This window comes from Pseudomonas sp. HN2 (assembly GCF_020736465.1).
GTDB classification, from domain to species: Bacteria; Pseudomonadota; Gammaproteobacteria; order Pseudomonadales; family Pseudomonadaceae; genus Aquipseudomonas; species Aquipseudomonas moraviensis_A.
The window spans coordinates 5,000,269-5,023,214 of the sequence record NZ_CP085885.1; the positions used below are offsets into that span (position 1 = coordinate 5,000,269).

At 59.0% G+C, this 22,946-nt stretch carries 18 protein-coding genes; 4 read left to right on the plus strand and 14 right to left on the minus strand.

Annotated features, from left to right (window positions below; translation table 11 throughout):
* Nucleotides 1–5: 5 nt before the first annotated feature.
* From LIS66_RS22095 to rplM, 6 genes are all read right to left on the minus strand, one after another.
* Nucleotides 6–623 (minus strand): glutathione S-transferase N-terminal domain-containing protein, encoded by a 618-nt coding sequence (locus LIS66_RS22095; RefSeq protein ID WP_007961620.1) that lies wholly within the window; start codon nt 621–623, stop codon nt 6–8.
* Nucleotides 624–769: 146 nt separating this feature from the next.
* Nucleotides 770–1,552 (minus strand): cytochrome c1, encoded by a 783-nt coding sequence (locus LIS66_RS22100; RefSeq protein WP_065616613.1) that lies wholly within the window; start codon nt 1,550–1,552, stop codon nt 770–772.
* Nucleotides 1,552–2,763: a cytochrome b gene (locus tag LIS66_RS22105; protein ID WP_227973045.1), complete on the minus strand. Its 1,212-nt coding sequence runs from the start codon at nt 2,761–2,763 to the stop codon at nt 1,552–1,554. The genes LIS66_RS22100 and LIS66_RS22105 overlap by 1 nt, the downstream gene beginning before the upstream one ends.
* Nucleotides 2,763–3,356: a ubiquinol-cytochrome c reductase iron-sulfur subunit gene (petA, locus tag LIS66_RS22110; protein WP_227973046.1), complete on the minus strand. Its 594-nt coding sequence runs from the start codon at nt 3,354–3,356 to the stop codon at nt 2,763–2,765. Before petA ends, LIS66_RS22105 begins: the two co-directional genes overlap by 1 nt.
* Nucleotides 3,357–3,629: 273 nt before the next feature.
* Nucleotides 3,630–4,022, minus strand: a complete 393-nt coding sequence (gene rpsI / locus LIS66_RS22115; protein ID WP_003228056.1) for a 30S ribosomal protein S9 — start codon at nt 4,020–4,022, stop codon at nt 3,630–3,632.
* A 14-nt stretch (nt 4,023–4,036) separates the two neighbouring features.
* Nucleotides 4,037–4,465 carry a 50S ribosomal protein L13 gene (rplM, locus tag LIS66_RS22120; RefSeq protein WP_003228062.1) on the minus strand — a complete coding sequence of 143 codons (429 nt, stop codon included), beginning with the start codon at nt 4,463–4,465 and terminating at the stop codon, nt 4,037–4,039.
* 244 nt (nt 4,466–4,709) lie between these two features.
* Between rplM and LIS66_RS22125 the strand changes: the two genes are divergently transcribed.
* Nucleotides 4,710–5,750 carry an NADP(H)-dependent aldo-keto reductase gene (locus LIS66_RS22125; RefSeq protein WP_039761359.1) on the plus strand — a complete coding sequence of 347 codons (1,041 nt, stop codon included), beginning with the start codon at nt 4,710–4,712 and terminating at the stop codon, nt 5,748–5,750.
* Nucleotides 5,751–5,851: 101 nt separating this feature from the next.
* On the opposite strand, the gene LIS66_RS22130 is transcribed toward LIS66_RS22125, so the two are convergent.
* The gene (locus tag LIS66_RS22130; protein ID WP_227973047.1) at nt 5,852–6,988 is read right to left on the minus strand and encodes an acyl-CoA dehydrogenase family protein; all 1,137 of its coding nucleotides are present in this window, start codon (nt 6,986–6,988) and stop codon (nt 5,852–5,854) included.
* Between the two features lie 249 nt (nt 6,989–7,237).
* On the opposite strand from LIS66_RS22130, the gene LIS66_RS22135 reads away from it, so the two are divergent.
* A complete protein-coding gene (locus LIS66_RS22135) occupies nt 7,238–8,134 on the plus strand; it encodes a GlxA family transcriptional regulator (protein ID WP_165839204.1) in 897 nt (298 codons plus the stop codon).
* Nucleotides 8,135–8,320: 186 nt separating this feature from the next.
* On the opposite strand, the gene zapE is transcribed toward LIS66_RS22135, so the two are convergent.
* The 3 genes from zapE to LIS66_RS22150 form a co-directional block, all read right to left on the minus strand.
* The gene (zapE, locus tag LIS66_RS22140; protein ID WP_042609744.1) at nt 8,321–9,415 is read right to left on the minus strand and encodes a cell division protein ZapE; all 1,095 of its coding nucleotides are present in this window, start codon (nt 9,413–9,415) and stop codon (nt 8,321–8,323) included.
* 90 nt (nt 9,416–9,505) lie between these two features.
* Nucleotides 9,506–10,861, minus strand: coding sequence for a tryptophan--tRNA ligase (locus LIS66_RS22145; protein WP_227973048.1), 1,356 nt, complete (start codon nt 10,859–10,861; stop codon nt 9,506–9,508).
* A 24-nt stretch (nt 10,862–10,885) separates the two neighbouring features.
* Complete coding sequence (locus LIS66_RS22150; protein ID WP_042609746.1) at nt 10,886–11,515, minus strand: alpha/beta hydrolase; 630 nt, start codon at nt 11,513–11,515, stop codon at nt 10,886–10,888.
* A gap of 144 nt (nt 11,516–11,659) precedes the next feature.
* On the opposite strand from LIS66_RS22150, the gene LIS66_RS22155 reads away from it, so the two are divergent.
* A complete protein-coding gene (locus LIS66_RS22155) occupies nt 11,660–12,094 on the plus strand; it encodes a YhcB family protein (RefSeq protein ID WP_042609742.1) in 435 nt (144 codons plus the stop codon).
* A 229-nt stretch (nt 12,095–12,323) separates the two neighbouring features.
* Here the strand turns inward: LIS66_RS22155 and LIS66_RS22160 are convergent, their stop codons facing one another.
* Nucleotides 12,324–13,064 (minus strand): OmpA family protein, encoded by a 741-nt coding sequence (locus LIS66_RS22160; protein ID WP_227973049.1) that lies wholly within the window; start codon nt 13,062–13,064, stop codon nt 12,324–12,326.
* A gap of 122 nt (nt 13,065–13,186) precedes the next feature.
* Nucleotides 13,187–13,831 carry an MBL fold metallo-hydrolase gene (locus tag LIS66_RS22165; RefSeq protein WP_227973050.1) on the minus strand — a complete coding sequence of 215 codons (645 nt, stop codon included), beginning with the start codon at nt 13,829–13,831 and terminating at the stop codon, nt 13,187–13,189.
* Between the two features lie 199 nt (nt 13,832–14,030).
* On the opposite strand from LIS66_RS22165, the gene LIS66_RS22170 reads away from it, so the two are divergent.
* Nucleotides 14,031–18,446, plus strand: a complete 4,416-nt coding sequence (locus LIS66_RS22170) for a M10 family metallopeptidase C-terminal domain-containing protein (RefSeq protein ID WP_227973051.1) — start codon at nt 14,031–14,033, stop codon at nt 18,444–18,446.
* 103 nt (nt 18,447–18,549) lie between these two features.
* On the opposite strand, the gene LIS66_RS22175 is transcribed toward LIS66_RS22170, so the two are convergent.
* A complete protein-coding gene (locus LIS66_RS22175) occupies nt 18,550–21,285 on the minus strand; it encodes a LuxR C-terminal-related transcriptional regulator (protein WP_227973052.1) in 2,736 nt (911 codons plus the stop codon).
* Between the two features lie 289 nt (nt 21,286–21,574).
* Nucleotides 21,575–22,939 (minus strand): DUF1329 domain-containing protein, encoded by a 1,365-nt coding sequence (locus tag LIS66_RS22180; protein ID WP_042609737.1) that lies wholly within the window; start codon nt 22,937–22,939, stop codon nt 21,575–21,577.
* Between the last annotated feature and the right edge of the window lie 7 nt (nt 22,940–22,946).

Here is a 22,946-nt window from a genome sequence, read left to right on the forward strand (position 1 = left end):
AAGCCTTAGCGCATATCGCGTTCGACACCAGACAGACTCGCCTGGAAAGCCTCACGCGCAAACTGACGCTCCATATAATCAAGCAGCGGCTTGGCCGGCCGCGGCAGTTCAATACCCAGAATCGGCAAACGCCAGAGTATGGGTAATAGGCAGCAATCCACCAGACTTTGTTCCTCACTGAGGAAGAACGGTTTGTCGGCAAACAGCGGCGAAACGCCGGTCAGGCTTTCGCGCAGCTCCTTGCGCGCCACGACCCGTGCGGCCTCTTTGCTCTTGGGATCCAGAATCAGATCCACCAGCCCGCACCAGTCACGCTGAATCCTGTGAATCAGCAGACGGCTGTTGGCCCGCGCCACCGGATAAACCGGCATCAGCGGCGGGTGCGGGTAACGCTCATCCAGATACTCCATCACCACGGTCGACTCCCACAACGCCAGGTCACGATCGACCAGCGTCGGCAGACTGCCGTAAGGGTTCACCTCAATCAGTTTAGGCGGCTGGCGGCCCGCTTCCACGTAAATGATTTCGGCGCTGACACCCTTCTCTGCAAGCACGATGCGCACTCGGTGGGAATAGTGGTCGGCGGGGTCGGAGTAACAGGCCAACCGATTGGTCACGCCCATGGCGATCCTCCTCGCTTGTTGAATTTGTCGGAACCGGAAAAACGCGCGCGCCCAGAGGGCACCTCCCGCAGGGTCTGACGGAGCAGACCCTGCTTTAGCGGAGGCGCCCTTGGGCGCGCGCGATTAACAGCAATGCTTGAAGCGTATCAGTGCACGTCTTTCCAGTATTCACGCTTGAGCAGGTAGGCGAACACAAAGAAGAACGCCAGGTACAGCAAGACATAAGTACCGATGCGCTGATGTTGCAGCTTAACCGGGTTAGCCGAGTAAGCCAGGAAGGTTACCAGATTCTTGACCTTCTCATCGAACTGCTCTTCGTTCAGGGCACCTGACTTCGGCACGATGGTCAGTTGATCGCACGCTTCATGGGTCAGCGGCGTGCCGGTCAGCGGATCGTATTGTTTCTTGCCGTCCTCGACGATCTGCACCTGTTTGCAGCCGACCACCTGACGACCCTGCAGGCCAACCAGCACGTTAGGCATACCAACGTTCGGGAAGACCTTGTTGTTCACGCCCCATGGACGCGCTGGATCTTCGTAGAACGACTTCAGGTAACCGTAGAGCCAGTCGGTACCGCGCACCCGCGCCACCAGCGTCAGGTCCGGCGGCGCTGCGCCGAACCAGGTTTTGGCGTCGGCCGGTTGCATACCGATGTTCATGTGGTCGCCGATCTTGGCGCCGGTGAACACCAGCTTCTCCAGCATTAATTCGTGCGGGATGCCGAGATCATCGGCGACGCGCTCGTAACGCTGGAACTTGGCACTGTGACAACCCATGCAATAGTTTGCGAAAGTCCGCGCACCATCCTGCAGGGCGGCTTTGTCGGAGACGTCGATATCGACATGTTCCAGTTCCGGACCATGGCCCTCGGCAGCAAAAACCAGGGAAGGCAGCGCAGCAAAAAACAGAGCAAGAAATAACTTTTTCATCAGCCAGTCACCCTTTCCGGAACCGGTTTGGTCTTCTCGAGCCGGGTGTAGAACGGCATCAGAATGAAGTAGGCGAAATAGAGGAAGGTGCAGACCTGCGACAACAACGTCAGAGAAGGAGTCGGCGCTTTAACGCCCGTCCAGCCAAGCAGCACGAAAGAAATACAGAATACGACCAGCCAGATTTTGCTCATCCAGCCTTTGTAGCGCATCGACTTCACCGGGCTTCGGTCAAGCCATGGCAGGACAAACAGCAGCGCGATCGAAGCCCCCATGGCGATAACACCCATGAGCTTGTCCGGGATCGCCCGCAGGATGGCGTAGAACGGTGTGAAGTACCAGACCGGAGCAATGTGCTCTGGAGTCTTGAACGGGTTGGCCGGCTCGAAGTTCGGCTTTTCGAGGAAATAACCGCCCATTTCCGGAAAGAAGAACACAATGAAGCAGAAGATGAACAGGAACACCACGACGCCGACAATGTCCTTCACCGTGTAGTACGGGTGGAACGCAATGCCGTCCAGCGGGATGCCGTTCTCGTCCTTGTGCTTCTTGATATCGACGCCGTCAGGGTTGTTCGAACCCACTTCGTGCAGCGCCAGAATGTGCAGCACCACCAGACCGAGAATCACGATTGGCAATGCAACAACGTGCAAGGCGAAGAAGCGGTTCAGGGTGATTCCGGAGATCAGGTAGTCACCACGAATCCACTGGGTCAGGTCATCGCCGATCAGCGGAATCGCACCGAACAGCGAGATGATCACCTGGGCGCCCCAATACGACATTTGGCCCCACGGCAGCAGGTAACCCATGAACGCTTCAGCCATCAGCGCCAGATAGATCAGCATGCCGAACACCCAGACCAGCTCGCGCGGTTTCTGGTACGAACCGTAGAGCAGGCCGCGGAACATGTGCAGATAGACGACGATGAAAAATGCCGAGGCGCCGGTCGAGTGCAGCAGACGCAGGATCGAGCCGTACTCGACGTCGCGCATGATGTATTCAACAGAAGCAAAGGCTTCTTCTGCCGACGGCGTGTAGCTCATCGTCAGCCAGACACCGGTGACGATCTGGTTGACCAGCACCAGCAGCGCCAGCGAGCCGAAGAAATAGAAGAAGTTGAAGTTTTTCGGTGCGTAATATTTGCTGAGATGGTCTTCCCACATTTTCGTCGCTGGAAAGCGCGCATCAACCCAATCCATGAACTTGCTCATCACGCTTTCTCCGTATCGACGCCAATGACAATCAGGTCATCGGTCTCATAGGAATGCGGGGGAACTGGCAGGTTCAAAGGCGCAGGTTGCGACTTGTAGACGCGGCCAGCCAGATCGTAATGGGAACCGTGGCACGGGCAGAAATAGCCGCCTACCCAGTCTTTGCCCAGATCCGCAGGTGCCACTTCGGGACGGAAGGTCGGTGAGCAACCCAAGTGCGTACAGATCCCGATCAGCAGCACAATTTCCGGCTTGATCGAGCGTACTTCCGGGTCGACATAAGTGGGTTGCGTGGAGTTTTTGGAGGTCGGATCGGAGAGCTGACCCTCGATCTTTTTGAGATTCCCCAGGATTTCCTCCGTACGGCGGACAATGAACACCGGCTGGCCGCGCCACTCAGCAATCATCTGCTGGCCTGGCTCGATTTTGCTGACATTCACTTTCACCGGTGCACCGGCGGCTTTCGCCTTGGCACTGGGAAACCATGACCCCACGAACGGGACCGCAGCCCCCACCGCTCCTGCAGCACCCACCACGGATGTGGCTGCCACCAAGAAGCGACGCCGGCCTGCATTCACGCCGTCATTGCTCATTCAGTCCTCTCCCATCAGCTTTTTTGGCCTGTTAAATCAGGCGTCTACTAAATAAATCAAATGTTACTTATAAAAATTTTGCCCGAATGGTAATGAAAACCCCTAATTCTGACAAGGTTAATTCCCGGGAGCTCAGCCCCTCAAGCCTTGGAGTATAGGGGGTCTACGGATGTGGCAAGTTGTCACAACGCAATTCTTTGATAAATCGCAGGCATAAAAAAACGCCCGCTTCCGTGAGGAGGCGGGCGTTCTTTTTTGAACGCGGAAGCGGAATTAACGCTTCGAGTACTGCGGACGCTTACGCGCTTTACGCAGACCGACTTTCTTACGTTCAACTTCACGGGCGTCGCGGGTAACGAAGCCAGCTTTGCGCAGAGCGCTACGCAGGGTTTCGTCGTAGTCCATCAGAGCGCGAGTGATGCCGTGGCGGATTGCGCCAGCCTGACCACTTACACCACCGCCGATCACGGTGACGTAGATGTCGAACTTCTCGACAGTCTCGGTCAGCTCCAGCGGCTGACGAACTACCATGCGGGCAGTTTCGCGGCCGAAGAAGTTATCCAGCGAACGGTTGTTGATGGAGATGTTACCAGTACCCGGACGCAGGAAAACGCGTGCGGTTGCGGTCTTGCGACGGCCAGTGCCGTAATTTTGAGTCGCCGACATAATGAACTATTCCGTTAAATCTTCAGTTCTTGGGGCTGCTGAGCAGTATGAGGGTGTGCAGCGCCCGCATAGACTTTCAGCTTACGGTACATGTCGCGACCCAGTGGGTTTTTAGGCAGCATGCCTTTAACCGCGGTCTCGATCACGCGCTCAGGGGCTTTGGCGATCAGCTTTTCAAAGTTGATCGACTTGATGCCGCCCGGGAAACCGGAGTGGGAGTAGTACATTTTGTCAGTGGTTTTAGCGCCGGTAACACGGATCTGCTCGGCGTTGATGACGACGATGTAGTCGCCGGTGTCAACGTGAGGAGTGTACTCAGGCTTGTGCTTGCCACGCAGACGGCTCGCGATTTCGGTGGCCAGACGACCCAGGGTCTGACCAGCAGCGTCGACGACAAACCAGTCGCGCTTTACTGTTTCCGGTTTAGCAGTAAAAGTTTTCATTCTTTATAGCCTCAGGGGCCGCCTGTAAATAAGACGGCGGATCTTACTGAATAGTGCGTACTTTGACAAGTCAAAGGCAGCCGGATACAGACGCTTTCGGGGGCTCGGGTCGGCGCGTCCGTTCAACGGCAAGATTCTTCGGCGGCGGCGCATCACTTCCACTGCAGAAAGAGGTCGGCAATTATGCAGATTGCGAAAAATTTTTCAACCTGCTTTTATGATTGTTTTGCCCAAGGAGCATACGATGGACTATCGCCAGCTAGGCCGTACCGACCTGAACGTGAGTGCAATCTGCCTCGGCACCATGACCTGGGGCGAGCAAAACACTGAGGCTGAAGCCTTCGCCCAGATCGAAAGGGCCAAGGAAGCCGGGATCAATTTCCTCGACACCGCCGAAATGTATCCGGTGCCGCCAAAAGCCGAAACCTACGCCACCACCGAGCGCTACATCGGCAATTACTTCAAGAGTCGCGGTGACCGTGCCGACTGGATACTCGCCAGCAAGATCGCCGGCCCCGGCAACACCATCGACTACATCCGCGACAAGAACCTGCGGCACAACCGTCAACACATCACCGAAGCACTGGACGGCAGCCTCAAGCGCCTGCAGACCGATTACATCGACCTCTACCAACTGCACTGGCCGGAACGCAGCACCAACTTTTTCGGACAGCTGGGCTACAAGCACAAGATCGAAGCCAACCTGACCCCGCTCGAAGACACCCTCGAGGCTCTCGACGAGCAGGTCAAGGCCGGCAAGATCCGCCACATCGGTCTGTCCAACGAAACGCCGTGGGGCACCATGCGTTTTCTCGCGTTGGCCGAAGCCCGTGGCTGGCCGCGCGCCGTGTCGATCCAGAACCCCTACAACCTGCTCAACCGCAGCTTCGAAGTGGGCCTCGCGGAGATCGCCATCCGCGAACAGTGCGGCCTGCTCGCCTATTCGCCACTGGCGTTCGGCTTCCTCTCCGGCAAGTACGAAGGCGGCGCCCGCCCACCGAAAGGCCGCCTGAGCCTGTACAGCCGCTTCAGCCGCTATTTCAACCCGCAATCGGAAGCGGCGTGCAGCCGTTACGTGGCACTGGCCCGTGAGCACGGTCTGGATCCGGCGCAAATGGCCCTGGCGTTCGTGACCCAGCAACCGTTCGTGACCAGCAATATCATTGGCGCGACGACGCTGGAACAGCTGGACAGCAACATTGCCAGTTTTGATCTGAAACTGTCTGATGAGGTGTTGGCCGGGATCGAAGCGATTCACAAGGATCATCCGAACCCTGCACCTTGAATGACCGCTAGAAGCTTCGCGAGCAGGCTCGCTCCCACAGGTACGGTGATCCCCTGTGGGAGCGAGCCTGCTCGCGAAGAGGCCCGCCAATACAGCGAAGATCAGAGCGACCGCGCAATGATCTCCTTCATGATTTCATTGGTGCCGGCATAGATCCGTTGCACCCGCGCATCCGCCCACGCCCGGGCTACCGGGTATTCCCACATGAAGCCGTAGCCGCCATGCAGTTGCACGCATTCGTCGAGCACTTTGCACTGCAGGTCGGTGCCCCAATATTTAGCCATCGCCGCCGTCGGCACGTCGAGTTTGCCTTGCAGGTGCAGTTCCAGGCAGCGGTCAACGAAGACTCGGCCAATCTGAATCTCGGTAGCCATCTCGGCCAGTTTGAAGCGGGTGTTCTGGAAGTCGGCAATCGCCTTGCCGAACGCCTTGCGATCGCGGGTGTAATCCAGCGTCCATTGCAGCGCTGCCTCGGCCGAGGCCAGCCCGCCGATGGCCACGGTCAGGCGCTCCTGCGGTAATTCCTGCATCAGATAGGCAAACCCGGCACCCGCCTGCCCGAGAAGGTTTTCCTTCGGCACACGAACGTCCTGGAAGAACAATTCCGAAGTGTCCTGCGCTTTCATGCCGACCTTCTCCAGGCGCTTGCCCTTCTCGAAGCCCGGCGTATTTGCCTCCACCAGAAACAGGCTGGTGCCCTTGGCGCCGGCCTTCGGATCGGTCTTTGCCACCACAATCACCAGGTCAGCCAGAAAGCCATTGGTGATGAAGGTTTTCGATCCGTTGATCACATATTCGTCACCGTCCAGTACCGCTGTGGTCTTGACCCCTTGCAGGTCGGAACCGGCGCCAGGCTCGGTCATGGCAATCGCCGTGACCATTTCGCCCGAGACCAGCTTCGGCAGGTATTTGTGCTTCAGTGCTTCGTTGCCGTAATGCAGGATGTACGGCGCGACGATGTCCGAGTGCAGGGAAAAGCCGATGCCGGTCAGGCCCAGGCGACCGACCTCTTCAATCACCACGGTGCTGTACAAAAAATCCGCGCCCAGTCCGCCATATTCCTCTGGCAGATGCGAACAGAGCATCCCCGCCTCCCCCGCTTTGTTCCAGAGTGCGCGATCGATGTGCCCCTGCTTCTCCCACTGAGCGTGATACGGCACGGCCTCTTTTTCGAGGAAAGTTCGTACGCTGTCGCGGAACAATTCGTGCTCGGAGCTGAACAAGGTTCTGGGGATCATGCGGCACCTTTGTTTTTGTTGGAGGGATACGGCATTCAGAGACTAAGCCCGACTCCCGCTACGCGACACTGGACACATCCGACAAAAAATAAGACGATCCAGCCGTCTGGTGACCACTTTCCCTTATAAAAACAAAACAAAAGTTGAATTATGTCCAAGCACGTCTCCCCGCCCTTGCGGCGCGTCAGCATCCTGGCCGTCGACCGGGTTTTCGCTTACACCCTCATGCAGGCCAAGGATTTTTTCCATGTGGCCAGCTTGCGTTATGGCAAACAACTGGGCCATGGCCTGACGCCGGCGTTCGAAACGCGCCTGGTCAGCCCTGATGGCAAACCGGTAAAAAGCTTCAGCGATGTAGTCATGCCGGTCGACGGCGGCCTGGAAAACGCCGATGTGATCATCCTCCCGGCGTTCTGGGACGATTTCGACACGCTGTGCAGCCGTTATCCGCAGATCCTCCCGTGGCTGCGTGAACAGCATGCGCGCGGCGCGGTGTTATGCGGTGAAGCCACGGGAGTGTTCTGGCTCGCCGAAGCCGGCCTGCTCAACGGCAAGGAAGCGACCACCTACTGGCGCTTCTTCAATGCATTCGCCGAGCGCTTCCCCAAGGTCTATCTGAATCAGGACAAGCACCTGACCGATGCCGACAATCTCTACTGCGCCGGCGGCACCACCTCGGCCTGCGACTTGTATATCTACCTGATCGAACGCTTCTGCGGCTCGAACGTGGCACAGGCCGTGGCCCGCGACATTCTTTACGAAGTGCAGCGCAGCTATTCGCCCGGACGCATCGGTTTCGGCGGGCAGAAACTGCACCAGGACGTGATCATTCTGCAGATCCAGCATTGGCTCGAAGAACATTTCGCCGACAAGTTCCGCTTCGAGGACGTCGCCCGCGAGCACGGTATGAGCATCCGCAATTTCATGCGCCGCTTCCAGACCGCCACCGGCGACAAGCCGCTGCACTACTTGCAGCGCCTGCGCATCGAGACCGCCAAGGGCTTGCTTTCGGGCACACGCAAAAGCATCAAGACCATCAGTTATGAGGTCGGTTACGACGATGCGAGCTTCTTTGCGCGACTGTTCCGCCAGCACACTGAACTGTCGCCTAACCAGTATCGGCAGCAGTTTCAGCAGGCTGCCTAACCCTCTGCCCACGCACAACCCCATGTAGGAGTGAGCCTGCTCGCGATTGCGTCCGTCCGTGCAGCATTGATGTTACTGACTCAACGCTATCGCGAGCAGGCTCACTCCTACAGGGTGTTGCGGTGAATTCTGGATATAAAAAAAGGGCCTGCAATCGCAGGCCCTTTTTCTTTGCCGAAACTCCGCTTAAGGCTTGTGCGCCCGCGACAGAAACTCGTGGGATTGCATCTCCAGCAGGCGGCTCAGCGTGCGCTGGAACTCGAAGGTCAGGCGTCCGCCGGTGTACAGATCCTTCAGCTCGACTTCGGCAGAAATGATCAGTTTGACGTTGCGATCGTAGAACTCGTCGACCATGTTGATGAAGCGCCGCGCGATGTCGTCGGTGGTGACGCTCATCTGCTCGACGCCGCTGAGCAGCACCGCGTGGAAGATCTTGCCCAGTTCGATGTAGTCGTTCTGGCTGCGCGGGCCGTCGCACAGTTCGCGGAAGTCGAACCAGGCCACGTCATCACAGGTACGCAGGGCGCGGATTTCGCGGTTCTCGATGATCAGTACATCGTTCTCCACCGCCGCCGTGCACTCCGGCGTCAGTGCCTTGAAGCTCTTGCGCAGACTTTCGTGCGCCGCTTCGTCGAGCGGATAGTGGAACAGCTCGGCTTGCTCGAGGTGACGCAGACGGTAGTCGACGCCGCTGTCGACGTTGACGATCTCGGTGTTCTGCTTGATCAGCGCGATGGCCGGCAGGAAGCGCGCGCGTTGCAGGCCGTCCTTGTACAGACCGTCAGGCACGATGTTCGAGGTCGCAACCAGGGTCACGCCGTTCTTGAACAGCTCTTCCATCAGCGTGCCGAGGATCATCGCGTCGGTGATGTCGGAGACGAAGAATTCATCGAAGCAGATCACCCGCGACTCGGTCGCGAAGCGCTTGGCGATGATGGTCAGCGGGTTTTTCTCGCCGCCGAGGGTTTTCATTTCTTCGTGTACACGCTTCATGAAACGGTGGAAGTGCGTGCGGGTCTTTTCCTTGAACGGCAGCGCTTCGAAGAAGGTGTCGACCAGGTAAGTCTTGCCGCGACCGACGCCGCCCCAGAAATACAGGCCCTTGACCGGTGCCTGATCCTTTTTGCCAAACAGCTTGCCGAGAAATCCCGGCTTGTTCTGATCGGCGGCGATCAAGTCGTCGTACAGACGCTGCAAGTGACGCACAGCAGTTTCCTGCGCGGCGTCATGGAAGAAGTCCGGGCGTTTCAGATCAGCTTGATATCGTTCTAGGGGCGTCATAATTCGTTAGCAAGGCAACAAAAACGGGCCGTCACTGTAGCGACGGCCTGTGGGAATGGCAATCGGCCCTTGGTCGGGTCGTGCCGCCGATCAGTCCTGCGCTGGGGTCAGCGCTACGCGCAACGCCTCGATGGCGGCATCTCGCGCTGCAGCATCGGCGAATGCGGGGCTGTCACCCACGCGCTCACCGGCCAGCCAGACGCTGAAGCTCAGGTTTTCAGTGCGTACGTCCAGCGGGTCGCCGGACTGCAACTGTTTGGTCGCCTGTCCGGCGGTTTTGCCATCGGCGAAGTTGCGCGACAGCAGCAGTTGCTCGCCATCAGCCGCCAGCAGACGGAAACGGAAGCTGCCATCCTCTTCGCGGAAGCTGACGAAACGCGCAGCCTTCGCGGCTTTCTTCTTGGTGGTCGCGGCGACCTGAACCTGATTGACGAAAGAACGCAGGCCAACGGCTTCGCGCAACTCATTGAGGAACGGCGTGGCAACCGCGCGGGCCTTCTTCGCACCGATCTGCAGAATGTCTTCCAGGTCCGCCGGACGCTCGATCAACTGGTGATACTTCTCGCGCGCCTCGCCCAGCTCATTGTCGAGCAACTGGAACAGACGATTCTTCGCCTCGCCCCAGCCCAGACCACCGAGCAGTTCGCGGCGGAATTCGTCAGCCTGCGCCGGTGTGGCGAAGGCCTGGAACAGGGTGAAAAAGTGCGAGTTGTCGGGATCTTTCGCTTCGCCCGGGGCCTTGGAGTCGGTGACGATCCGCGAGATCGCGTCCTTCATCTCTTTGGCGCTGGAGAACAACGGGATGGTGTTGTCGTAGCTCTTCGACATCTTGCGACCGTCAAGGCCCGGCAAGGTCGCCACGCTTTCTTCGATCAGCGCTTCGGGCATGGTGAAGAATTCTCTGCCCTGACCGAACAGATGGTTGAAACGCTGGCCGATATCGCGCGCCATCTCGACGTGCTGAATCTGGTCACGACCTACCGGCACCTTGTGCGCGTTGAACATCAGGATGTCCGCGGCCATCAGTACCGGGTAGCTGTAGAGGCCCATGGTGATACCGGCATCCGGGTCTTCACCGGTCTCGACATTCTTGTCCACCGACGCCTTGTAAGCGTGCGCGCGATTGAGCAGGCCCTTGGCGGCAACGCAGGTCAGCAGCCAGGTCAGCTCGGGGATTTCCGGGATGTCGGACTGGCGGTAGAAGGTCACGCGATCGACATCGAGGCCACCGGCCAGCCAGGTTGCAGCGATTTCCAGACGCGAGCGCTGGATGCGCAGCGGGTCATCGCATTTGATCAGGGCGTGGTAGTCGGCGAGGAAGTAGAACGAATCGGCCTGGCTGTCGCGGCTGGCAAGGATTGCCGGGCGGATGGCGCCGGCGTAGTTGCCCAGATGCGGCGTGCCGGTGGTGGTGATGCCGGTGAGAATGCGGGTACGGTTGGTCATGGGTAATCGCTTGTCAGACTGCAATCAATTCGAGAGACGCGGCAGCAGCAGATCCTTGAGATCGGTCAGCTTGCCGTGAAAAAAGTGTCCGCATTCTGCCACTTTCAGCAGCTCATGGGGGCGCTGGAGTTTGTCGGACCAGTCGTAGACCAGTTGCGGATCGATGACTTCGTCGCTTTCCGGCTGGATCACGGTCAACGCGCCGTGCTGCGGCAGTTGATCCTGCTCGCCCAGGCGCATCACCGCCGGGGCGACCATGAACAGGTGTGCAAGCTGTACGCCTTGGGCTTCGAGACGGCCGCCGAGACTTGCTGCAACAAATCCGCCGAAGGAGAACCCGAACAGGGTCAGGGGCAAGTCCGGGTGTTTTTCGCGCAGCCATGCGGCGGCGGCCTGGGCGTCGTCGACTTCACCGGTGCCCATGTCGTGCGTGCCCTGGCTGGCGCCGACGCCGCGATAATTGAAACGCAAGGTGATCAGGCCTGCGTCGCGCGCGGTGCGCTGCAGGGTCGAGACGACCTTGTTGAGCATGGTGCCGCCCTGTACCGGGTTCGGATGGCAGATCAGCGCAATGCCGCGCGGCTGCTCGTTATCCAGGTACAGGGATTCCAGTTGACCCACCGGGCCGTCAATCACTACAGGGGTTTCACGCATCAGCAAGGGAGGAACTCCGTGACCTCGAATCGGGTCGACTCGTCTAGCAAATTGTCTGTGCCAATCTATTGCGAGTGAATCGCGGTATACAGCGCAGGTTCGAGCCGTTAACGTAAAGCAAAGCCGTTTATAGAGGAAGGACTCGTGGAACACTCGCTCTTAGTTTGGTTGTTACCGACTCTTGCCCTGGTTGTGGGTGTCGCCATTGGATTCCTGATCGCGCGCGTTGCGCCGAACGCCGCGCCGAGCCGCACGCAGCGTCAACTGGATGATATCCAGGAGCGTTTCGACAGTTATCAAAACGAAGTGGTCACCCACTTCAACAGCACCGCGATGCTGGTCAAGAAGCTGACCCAAAGTTATCAGGAAGTGCAGGATCATCTCGCCGAGGGCGCCAACCGTCTGGCCCTGGACGAGCAGACCCGCCAGCGCCTGATCGCCGCCCTGCACGCCGACGCAGCGCAGGCCCCCCGCGAACGCCTGACGCCACCGCGCGATCAGGAACCACCGCGTGACTATGCACCGAAGAATCCGAACTCGCCGGGCATGCTCGATGAGCACTATGGTTTGAAGAAGTAATCAGCCTTCGCGGCTAACAAAAAGCCCCCGGACATTGATGTGTCCGGGGGCTTTTTTGTGCCCGGCAGGTTTCTGGTGCCCATTTTATCGCCATCGCGAGCAGGCTCACTCCTACATTTTGGAATGCGTCCCACTGTAGGAGTGAGCCTGCTCGCGATGACGCCGGCGGCAATGACACAAAAAAAATGCCCGATCACAGGACCGGGCATTGGTTCTTTCAGGCAGTCGCTTACGGGTACTGCTGAACCGTACCCGGTTGCTGTTGCTGTTGCTGATCACCATACTGCTGGCCCGGAATCGCCTTCAGGTTGACTTCAACCCGGCGGTTCTGCGCACGGCCATTGACGTCACCGTTGCTGGCGATCGGATTATCCGGGCCGGCGCCACGGGCCGACAGGTTGGCACCGCTGACGCCTTGCGAGGTCAGGTAGGTCGCCACGCTCTGCGCACGACGCTGGGACAGGTCCATGTTGTGCTGGCGGCTGCCGGTGCTGTCGGTGTAGCCGACGATTTCGATCTGGTTCTGGTTGAACTCTTTCAGCGAGTTGGCCAGGTTGTTCAGCGGCTGATAGAAGCTTGGGGCGATGTTCGCCGAGTCGGTGGCGAAGGTGATATTGCCCGGCATGATCAGCTTGATCTGATCACCCTGACGCTGCACCTCAACACCAGTGTTGGCCATGCTCGCGCGCAGTTTCTTTTCCTGCTGGTCGGCGTAGTAACCGTAGCCGGCAGCGGATGCACCGACAACAGCGGCGCCGATCAAGGCGCCCTTGCCACGGTTGTCGTGGCCGATGGCAGCGCCGGCGAGTGCACCGGCCAGCGCACCGAGGCCACCGTATTTGGCGGTTTTGCTCATGCCCTGCGAGCCACCGTCGGCCTGACCCTGATTGTCATACGGATTGGGCGAGGCGCAGCCGGACAGCACGGCCACGGCAGTAGCGACAATAATCAAACGACGCGTGGTGAACATGGAGAGCTCCTGGTCTTTTTTGCATTCTTTGGTGCAGCGGCCACCGATCAACTAATGGACCTGCGCGGGCGTTGGATCATGACAATGCCCAAAAATTCCGCGCGCCGCCCGTGACAAAAAATTCAGGCACGCACAAACGGGTTCTCTCGCATCTCGTCACCCAGACGCGTGTCCGGACCGTGCCCGGTAACAACGGTTGCGTCCTCGTCCAGCGTATATAGCCGCTGCTTGATCGAACGCACGATGGTCGCCTGATCGCCGCCCCATAAGTCCGTGCGCCCTACTCCGCGACGAAACAGCGTGTCTCCGGCAATCAACAGCTTAGCCTCGGAAAACCAGAAGCTCATGGAACCTGGCGTATGCCCCGGCGTATGCAGCGCGACGCCGCAACCACAGGCCAGTTCTTCATCATCGCTCAACCAACGATCCGGCGACGGTACCGGAGCGTAAGGCACGCCGAACATCTGGCATTGCATTTCGAGGTTGTCCCAGAGGAATTGATCTTCCTTATGCAGATGCAGGGTCGCACCAGTCTTTTCCTTCATCTGCCCGGAAGCCAGGAAATGGTCAAGATGCGCGTGGGTGTGGATGATGCTGACCACCCTCAGACCGAGGGTATCAAGGCGCGCCATGATCAGATCGGGATTGCCGCCCGGGTCGACGACGATGGCTTTTTTCGTGATCGGGTCGCCGATGATGGTGCAGTTGCACTGAAGCGGTCCGACGGGGAAGGTTTCGCGGATGAGTGCTGGATTCGGAACGGTCATAGGGATCCTGAGCTGAAGGCATGAAGCTGACATCAAGATTCTACGTCACACGCCGATACATATCGCCCGAACAGTTTTTTGACGCCATCAATCGGAAAATAGTGGCCATATAATGTCAAAGCTGTTTTTTTTCGTGCAAAATCAAACCTTGTAGCGGCCACATTTCGGGAAGGGCCGCAGCCTACCTCAGGAATTCTTCATGCCACGCCCTACTGGTTACACCGACACCTGGTCCGCTTCATTGACAGGGGTAGCTCCTGTCGACAGCCTTATTTCCGGCTATAAATGGGAAAGCACCAAGTGGTACTCCCCTGCGGCAGTGACCAGTCTTACCTACAGTTTCATCGTCCCTGGTGTTTCAGTCTTCGCACCGAACTACAGCGCCGACAATGAACCAAAGGCCGCCTACGCCCTGACAAACACACAGAAACTGGCGGTAATGGGCGCACTGGATAGTTGGGCCGCGGTGGCGAATATCACCTTTCAGTTGACCGGTGAATCCTCGACGAGCGTGGGCGACCTGCGCTTCGGCGGTTACTCGTTGCTGGACGACGACGCAGCAGCCTGGGCTTACACTCCTTCCGAAAAGCCTAATGGCGGTGATGTCTGGATCGGACCAAACACCAGTGAACTGTTTCCGGACAAGGGCACTTATGACTTCATGACATTCGTTCATGAAATCGGTCATGCCATTGGCCTGAAGCATTCGTTCGCACCATCAGCCAACAATGCCATCACGCTCGCTCCGGCGCTGGATGACGTCGCCTTCACCGTCATGAGCTATAACAACAATTACTCGTACCTGCCGACCACTCCGATGGTGCTCGACATCCTGGCGATCCAGAGCCTGTATGGCGCCAATACCCAGTGGATGACTGGCAACAACGTGTACTCCTGGGCACCGACACAATCTGTGTTTGAAACCATCTGGGACGCCGGCGGTGTCGATACGATCGATGCGAGCAACCAATTGGCAGCCGTCAGCCTTAACCTCAACGAAGGACAGTACAGCACGATCGGTCAGGCCTTTACTGACCAGGCCGGCAATGCCTTCAATGAAGGTCTGGCGATTGCATACGGCGCGAAGATAGAAAACGCTACCGGTTCGGTTTTCAATGACACGCTGATCGGCAACGCACTGGATAATCAACTCAATGGCATGGCGGGTGCCGACAGAATGGAGGGTGGTGCCGGCAACGATATTTATATCGTCGAGAACGTCGGCGACGTGGTCGTCGAAATCGGTACTTCGCTCTCGGAAATCGACATGGTCTACTCCTACGTCGACTACACCCTGGGCAATAACGTCGAGATATTGAATCTGGTTGGTAGCGCAAATCTCAGCGGTACCGGCAACGCGTTGAACAACACCCTGTCCGGCAACGATGGCAACAACGTACTGGACGGTGGCCTGGGCGCCGACTTCATGGCTGGCGGCGCTGGCAACGATACTTACATCCTCGACAACGTCGGTGACGTGATCAGCGAGACCAGCACCCTGGCCAGCGAGATCGACACCGTTCGCGCCTCGATCAGCTACGCACTTGTCGCCAACGTGGAAAACCTCACGCTCACCGGCACTGCCAATAATTACGCCGTCGGCAACGCGCTGAACAACGTATTGATCGGCAATGACGGCAACAACCAACTGGTCGGGGGGGCTGGCCTCGACACCATGATCGGCGGCAAGGGCAATGACGGCTACGGCGTCGATCAGGCGGGAGAACTGGCGCTGATTCAGGAATATGCCAATGAGGGTAACGACACCATTGTCATTGAGTACAGCGCTACCGCCCAGACCAGCACCGTCAGTCTGAACCAGAGCAATCTGCTAAACGTCGAAAATCTCATCGTCAGCGGCGCAGGGGCGTTCAACCTGACGGGCAACGTGCTGAACAACACCCTGACGGGCAACAGCGACGCCAACTTCATCGACGGTGGCTGGGGCGCAGATACCATGATCGGCGGCGCCGGTAACGATACTTACATCGTTAACGACATCGCGGATGTGGTGGTCGAGACAGGTGCCTCACTCTCGGAAATCGACATGGTCTATTCCTACGTCGACTACACCTTGGGCAACAACGTCGAAATCCTCGCTCTGGCAGGTGCCGCAGACCTCAAGGCTACCGGTAATGCCCTGAACAACACCCTCTACGGCAACGAAGGCAACAACGTAGTCGACGGCGGCCTGGGCGCCGACTTCATGGCTGGCGGCGCTGGCAACGATACTTACATCCTCGACAACGTCGGTGACGTGGTCAGCGAGACCAGCACCCTGGCCAGCGAGATCGACACCGTTCGCGCCTCGATCAGCTACGCACTTGTCGCCAACGTGGAAAACCTCACGCTCACCGGCACTGCCAATAACTACGCCGTCGGCAACGCGCTGAACAACGTATTGATCGGCAATGACGGCAACAACCAACTGGTCGGGGGGGCTGGCCTCGACACCATGATCGGCGGCAAGGGCAACGACGGCTACGGCGTCGATCAGGCGGGAGAACTGGCGCTGATTCAGGAATATGCCGATGAGGGTAACGACACCATCGTCATTGAGTACAGCGCTACCGCCCAGACCAGCACCGTCAGTCTGAACCAGAGCAATCTGCTAAACGTCGAAAATCTCATCATCAGCGGCGCAGGGGCGTTCAACCTGACGGGCAATGCGCTGAACAATACCCTGACCGGCAACAGCGGCAACAACGTACTGGACGGTGGCCTGGGCGCCGACTTCATGGCTGGCGGCGCTGGCAACGATACTTACATCCTCGACAACGTCGGTGACGTGATCAGCGAGACCAGCACCCTGGCCAGCGAGATCGACACCGTTCGCGCCTCGATCAGCTACGCACTTGTCGCCAACGTGGAAAACCTCACGCTCACCGGCACTGCCAATAACTACGCCGTCGGCAACGCGCTGAACAACGTATTGATCGGCAATGACGGCAACAACCAACTGGTCGGGGGGGCTGGCCTCGACACCATGATCGGCGGCAAGGGCAATGACGGCTACGGCGTCGATCAGGCGGGAGAAATGGCGCTGATTCAGGAATATGCCGATGAGGGTAACGACACCATCGTCATTGAGTACAGCGCTACCGCCCAGACCAGCACCGTCAGTCTGAACCAGAGCAATCTGCTAAACGTCGAAAATCTCATCGTCAGCGGCGCAGGGGCGTTCAACCTGACGGGCAACGTGCTGAACAACACCCTGACGGGCAACAGCGACGCCAACTTCATCGACGGCGGCTGGGGCGCAGATACCATGATCGGCGGCGCCGGTAACGATACTTACATCGTTAACGACATCGCGGATGTGGTGGTCGAGACGGGTACCTCACTCTCGGAAATCGACATGGTCTATTCCTACGTCGACTACACCTTGGGCAACAACGTCGAAATCCTCGCTCTGGCAGGTGCCGCAGACCTCAAGGCTACCGGTAATGCCCTGAACAACACCCTCTACGGCAACGAAGGCAACAACGTAGTCGACGGCGGCCTGGGCGCCGACTTCATGGCTGGCGGCGCTGGCAACGATACTTACATCCTCGACAACGTCGGTGACGTGGTCAGCGAGACCAGCACCCTGGCCAGCGAGATCGACACCGTTCGCGCCTCGATCAGCTACGCACTTGTCGCCAACGTGGAAAACCTCACGCTCACCGGCACTGCCAATAACTACGCCGTCGGCAACGCGCTGAACAACGTATTGATCGGCAATGACGGCAACAACCAACTGGTCGGGGGGGCTGGCCTCGACACCATGATCGGCGGCAAGGGCAATGACGGCTACGGCGTCGATCAGGCGGGAGAACTGGCGCTGATTCAGGAATATGCCAATGAGGGTAACGACACCATTGTCATTGAGTACAGCGCTACCGCCCAGACCAGCACCGTCAGTCTGAACCAGAGCAATCTGCTAAACGTCGAAAATCTCATCATCAGCGGCGCAGGGGCGTTCAACCTGACGGGCAACGTGCTGAACAACACCCTGACGGGCAACAGCGACGCCAACTTCATCGACGGCGGCTGGGGCGCAGATACCATGATCGGCGGCGCCGGTAACGATACTTACATCGTTAACGACATCGCGGATGTGGTGGTCGAGACGGGTACCTCACTCTCGGAAATCGACATGGTCTATTCCTACGTCGACTACACCTTGGGCAACAACGTCGAAATCCTCGCTCTGGCAGGTGCCGCAGACCTCAAGGCTACCGGTAATGCCCTGAACAACACCCTGTACGGCAACGATGGCAACAACGTACTGGACGGTGGTGCGGGCAAAGACACGCTCATTGGAGGTAACGGAGCCGACACCTTCGTCTTCCGCGCAGTCAACGAAATAGGCCTCGGCGCCAATCGAGACGTCATCACTGACTTCAACAGCCTGCAAGGCGACAAGATTGATCTGACGAAGTTTGATGCCAACCTGATGACTGCTGGCTTTAACGGCTTCACTTTCATCGGCGCCAATGACTTCACCGGTGCCGGGCAACTGCGCTTCGTCGACCACGTACTGTCGGGCAATGTCAGCGGCAATGCCGGCGCGGACTTCGAAATCCAGCTGGTCGGTGTCAATAGCTTCAGCGCCAACGATCTGGTGGCCTGACGCTCTGTTCACTTGCCAGGCCAGCAACCCCGGCCGGTGAACTGAAAACAAACGCCCCGACTGGTTCGGGGCGTTTGTTTTTCTGTCGGGTCATGGCGTGATCTCAATAGAGCAATCCCAGTTCCTTGGCGCGCGCCACTGCCTGGGTACGCCGCTCGACGCCCAGCTTGCTATTGATGTGGCTGGCGTGGGTTTTCACGGTGTGCAGGGAAATGAACAACTGCTCACTGATTTCCTGATTGGAACAGCCCTGTGCGATCAGGCGCAGTACCGCCAATTCACGGCTGCTGAGTTGTTCAGTGACAGAGCTTTCCACGGTGGGGCGCAACACTGCTGTAGGAAAATGCGTAAGCAATTGCTGGCTGACCGCGTTGCAAGTGAGCGCCTGCAGTTGTCCACGCAACCAGTCGGGATGACTTTTCAGCAACGCCTCAAAAGGTTGAACGGCACCGCCGGCAGCAGCTTCCATTGCCTGAGCCAGCGCTTTGCGGGCTTCCGGTTCACGGGCGGTCGCCAGCAATAACGCCACCTTCTGCGTCAGTGCCATCACGCTGAGCAACTGCCGCCCGGTTCGCTGGCCGTTTTCATGCAACAGGTTCAAACGCCCTTCGGCGAGCATCGGTTGCCCTTGGATTAAATCGAGCAGTGCCTGTTGCAGTTCCACATGCAGTGGCAGCTGTGGATGAAACTCCGGCGGTGCGGCAGCATGCTCGCCGGTGTAGGTCTGCCCCAGGCGCGCGAGCCACGCCTCGGCGAGATCGATACGCCCCTGCGCCAGCCACAGTTCGCATTTGACCAGCGTGATCATCGCCAGATAGTAGATCGGCGGCACGTCCCAGATGTGCATCAGGCGCTCGGCTTCGGCGAGTTCGGCAAAGGCCTTGGCGAACTCGCCGCTGGCCCCGTCCAGGCGGGCGATCACGCAGTGACCGATCAGCACGCTGATGTCGCGACAGGCCCGCGCTTCGCCAATCCCGGCGAGCAGGCGTACGCGCGCGGCCTGAGATTGCAAACGCATCGCCAGCAGGAAACCTTCGTACAACGTCAGCCGCGCGCGTACGGCGTACAGTCGTTGCGGCGACAGACCACGCAAGCGCTCCAGCCCCTGATGCACTTCATCCAGCGCGCGCAGGATCTCGCCCCGCGATTGCAGAACCCGGGCCCGATCGTAATGCGCCAGAGCTTCGAATAATGGATTGCCGACCCGTTGCGCCAGTTCGAGGGATTCACGGTTCAGCCCGCGGGCGCGCCACAGATCGCCGTCGGCGATCGCCAGATTGGACAGGGTCGACAGGCACATCAGCCGCTGGCCGTAACGCTTGGCCGGCAGGCTCTCCAGCGCCTCGCCGCAATAGCGCAGGGTCAGATCGCGATGGCCGCGTCCGCGAGCGATGATCCCGCTCAACGCCAGCCACTGCGCCAGCATCGATTTCTGCGCGGTGGCCGAGGGCGCTGGCAGAAAGCGGCTCAAATGGCTGGCCAGCTCTTCGGCGGCATCGAGTTGGCAGGCCAGCCCCAGTGCCCAGCTGTAGAGCACGATCAGCCGTGGCGTGCTGATCAGCAGACTGTCGGGCAAGTCCATCTTCCAGCGCAGCAGCATGCCGACGTTCTGCTCGGCGAGCAGTTGTTCTTCGGACAGGTTCTGTACCAGGTTCGCGGCGACATCGAGATGCCCGGCACGCAACGCCTGCTCCACCGCTTCATCGAGCAAGCCCTGCGCATTGAACCAGCGACAGGCGCGCAAATGCAGGGTGGCAGTCGGCACCATCGCCTGGGCGATCGGCCGGCTGCGCAACAAGTCGGAGAACAAATGGTGATAGCGATACCAGTGACCGTGCTCGTCCAGCGGTACCAGAAATACCTGATGAGCGAGCAGAAAGCGCAGGATCTCGGCGCTGTCATGGGCTTCGCGGACAGCGTCGCACAGCTCGCTGCAAAAGCGTTCCTGCGGTGCGGTTTCGTAGAGAAAGGATTGCACGTCGGCGGGCAGGCAATCGATGACTTCTTCGAGCAGATAGTCGCGAATCAGCCCTTCCCCGCCGTTCAGCGCTTGCGGCAGCGCGGCATCGCTGCCCGCCTCGGCCACCGCCAGCAACCAGAAGCGCAGGCCGGCGACCCAGCCTTCGCTGCGCTGGATCAGGCTTTCCAGTGCTTCGCCGCGCAGTGAGCTGCTGTGCCGATCGAGCAGAGTCAGCGCTTCATCGTGGGTCAGGCGCAAATCCTGTTCGTGCAGCTCGAGCAACTGCCGCGACAGGCGCAGACGCGCCAGATGCCAGTCCGGGCGCTGCCGACTGGTAACCATCACCAGCAAGCCATCGGGCAGATGATTGAGGAAAAATTGCAGGCAACGATCCAGCACCGGCCCTTGGGCGAGGTGGTAATCGTCGAGCACCAGCAGCAGCGGTGCAGCGGGATCGAGATGCAGCGCGAGCTCGTCGAGCAGTCCGTCGAGCCATTCTTCGAAGGCGAACGGCTGATGACGCTGACGCATTTTCAGCAGGCCAAGCGCACCGGCGCCCAAGGCCGGAAAATAGTCTTGCAGACCTTCGAGCAAGCGCTCGAGAAAACGCCCGGGATCACTGTCACGCGGACTCAAGCCCAACCACAGACTTTGCCAGTGCGCCGGCAGACTCTGACAGAACTCCACCGCCAGCGAGCTCTTGCCGAACCCTGCCGGGGCGCTGACCAACAGCAACCGGCCACCCAGCCCGGCCTGCAGACGCTGGCAGAGGCGCGGTCGCAGGACATAGCCGTCAGGCAGCGGCGGGCGGAAAAAACGCCCGTCCAGTGCTGCGACGGTGATGCTTGCGGGACCCGGAAGTGGGGACAGATCAGTCATGGCCGGCTCTTGTTCGAAGGCGATTGGCGGCGTTGCAGATGTCCGCAGCCTAGCCTTAATCGAACCGGTTATGAAGGTTGCTGCTACAAATGGCTACAAAAAGCCTACATCCACCCGCGCCCTCCCATGTAGGAGTTGCCGAAGGCTGCGATCTTTGATGTTGAATTTTCAAGATCAACAGATCGCAGCCTTCGGCAGCTCCTACAAAAAGCGATTTCAAAAGCCGAAAAAAACGCCCCGAACCAGTCGGGGCGTTTTCATGAGGATGCGGCCTCGGGTTCAAGCAGCTTTAGCGCACACCGTCCTGACGCAGAGCGGCCGGGGTGAAGTCGCTGGTGGTGGCGGTGAAACCGAAGTCATACGCCTGCTTCTCTTCGTTCTTCATGCCCAGCGCCAGATAACGGCCGGACTGCAGGTCGTAGAGGGTTTCAAGGGCGTACCACGGCACTTGCTTGTCGTAGTAGTTCTCGGCATGCGCCTCGGCCACACGCCACAGTTGACCACGACCGTCGTAGTGGTCGATCACCGCGGCTTGCCAGGTGTCCTCGTCGATGTAGAAGTCACGTTTGGCGTAGATGTGGCGCTGACCTTCCTTCAGGGTCGCTGTGACATGCCAGACGCGGCGCAGCTCGTAACGCGCCAGATCCTGATTGATGTGGCCGGCCTTGATGATGTCCGAGTACTTCAGTTTCGGATCGTCGAGTTTGTAGCTGTCGGAGGCGATGTACATCTCCTTCTTGCCTTCGAGCTTCCAGTCGTAGCGATCCGGCGCGCCGTTGTACATATCGAGGTTGTCGGAAGTACGCAGGCCGTCGGCGGCGGTACCCGGGCCGTCATACGACACTTGCGGTGCACGACGCACCCGACGCTGACCGGCGTTGTAGACCCACGCCGAACGCGGCTCTTTGACCTGATCGAGAGTCTCGTGCACCAGCAGTACGCCACCGGCCAGACGCGCCGGCGCGGTCACTTTCTGCTTGAAGTAGAACAGGATGTTGCCCGGGTTCGCCGGATCGTAGTCCTTCATCTTGTCGCGGAACACGAACTGATCCTGGAAGTACACCAGGCTGTACGAGCCGTTCGGTTGCGGCGTGGCCTGGGTCACCAGGCGGGTCACGCTGCCGCCGCGATAGCGGGTGATGTGGTTCCAGATCACTTCCACACCGGTTTTCGGGATCGGGAACGGCACGGCGGTATCGAAGTTTTCCAGACCGTTGCCGCCGGACACCAGATTAGTGCTGGTCGCATTCTTCTTGATGGCAGCGAATACGTCATCCGGCACGGTGGCGCCGCGATGGGACGGATAGACCGGCATCTTGAAGGTTTCCGGGTAGCGCTTGAACATCGCGTACTGGCCCGGGGCAAGCTTGTCCTTGTACTTGTCGACGTCCTTGGCAGTGATGGTGAACAGCGGCTGCTCACTGGCGTAAGGGTTGGACAGGAAGCCTTTGCTGTCGACGCTGCCGGCATTTTTCGGCAGCGGTTTCCAGGCCGGGATCGAACCGTCGGCGTTACCGGCCATCTCCGCGCCCATCGGCGTCAGGCTCTTGCCCAGTTTATCCGCTTCGGCAGCAGGCACCGCCGCCATGACGCCGGTCGCCAGCAGCGACAGGCCCAGAACACCGGCGTGGAACAGACTCTTTGTTATTTTCATAAATTCG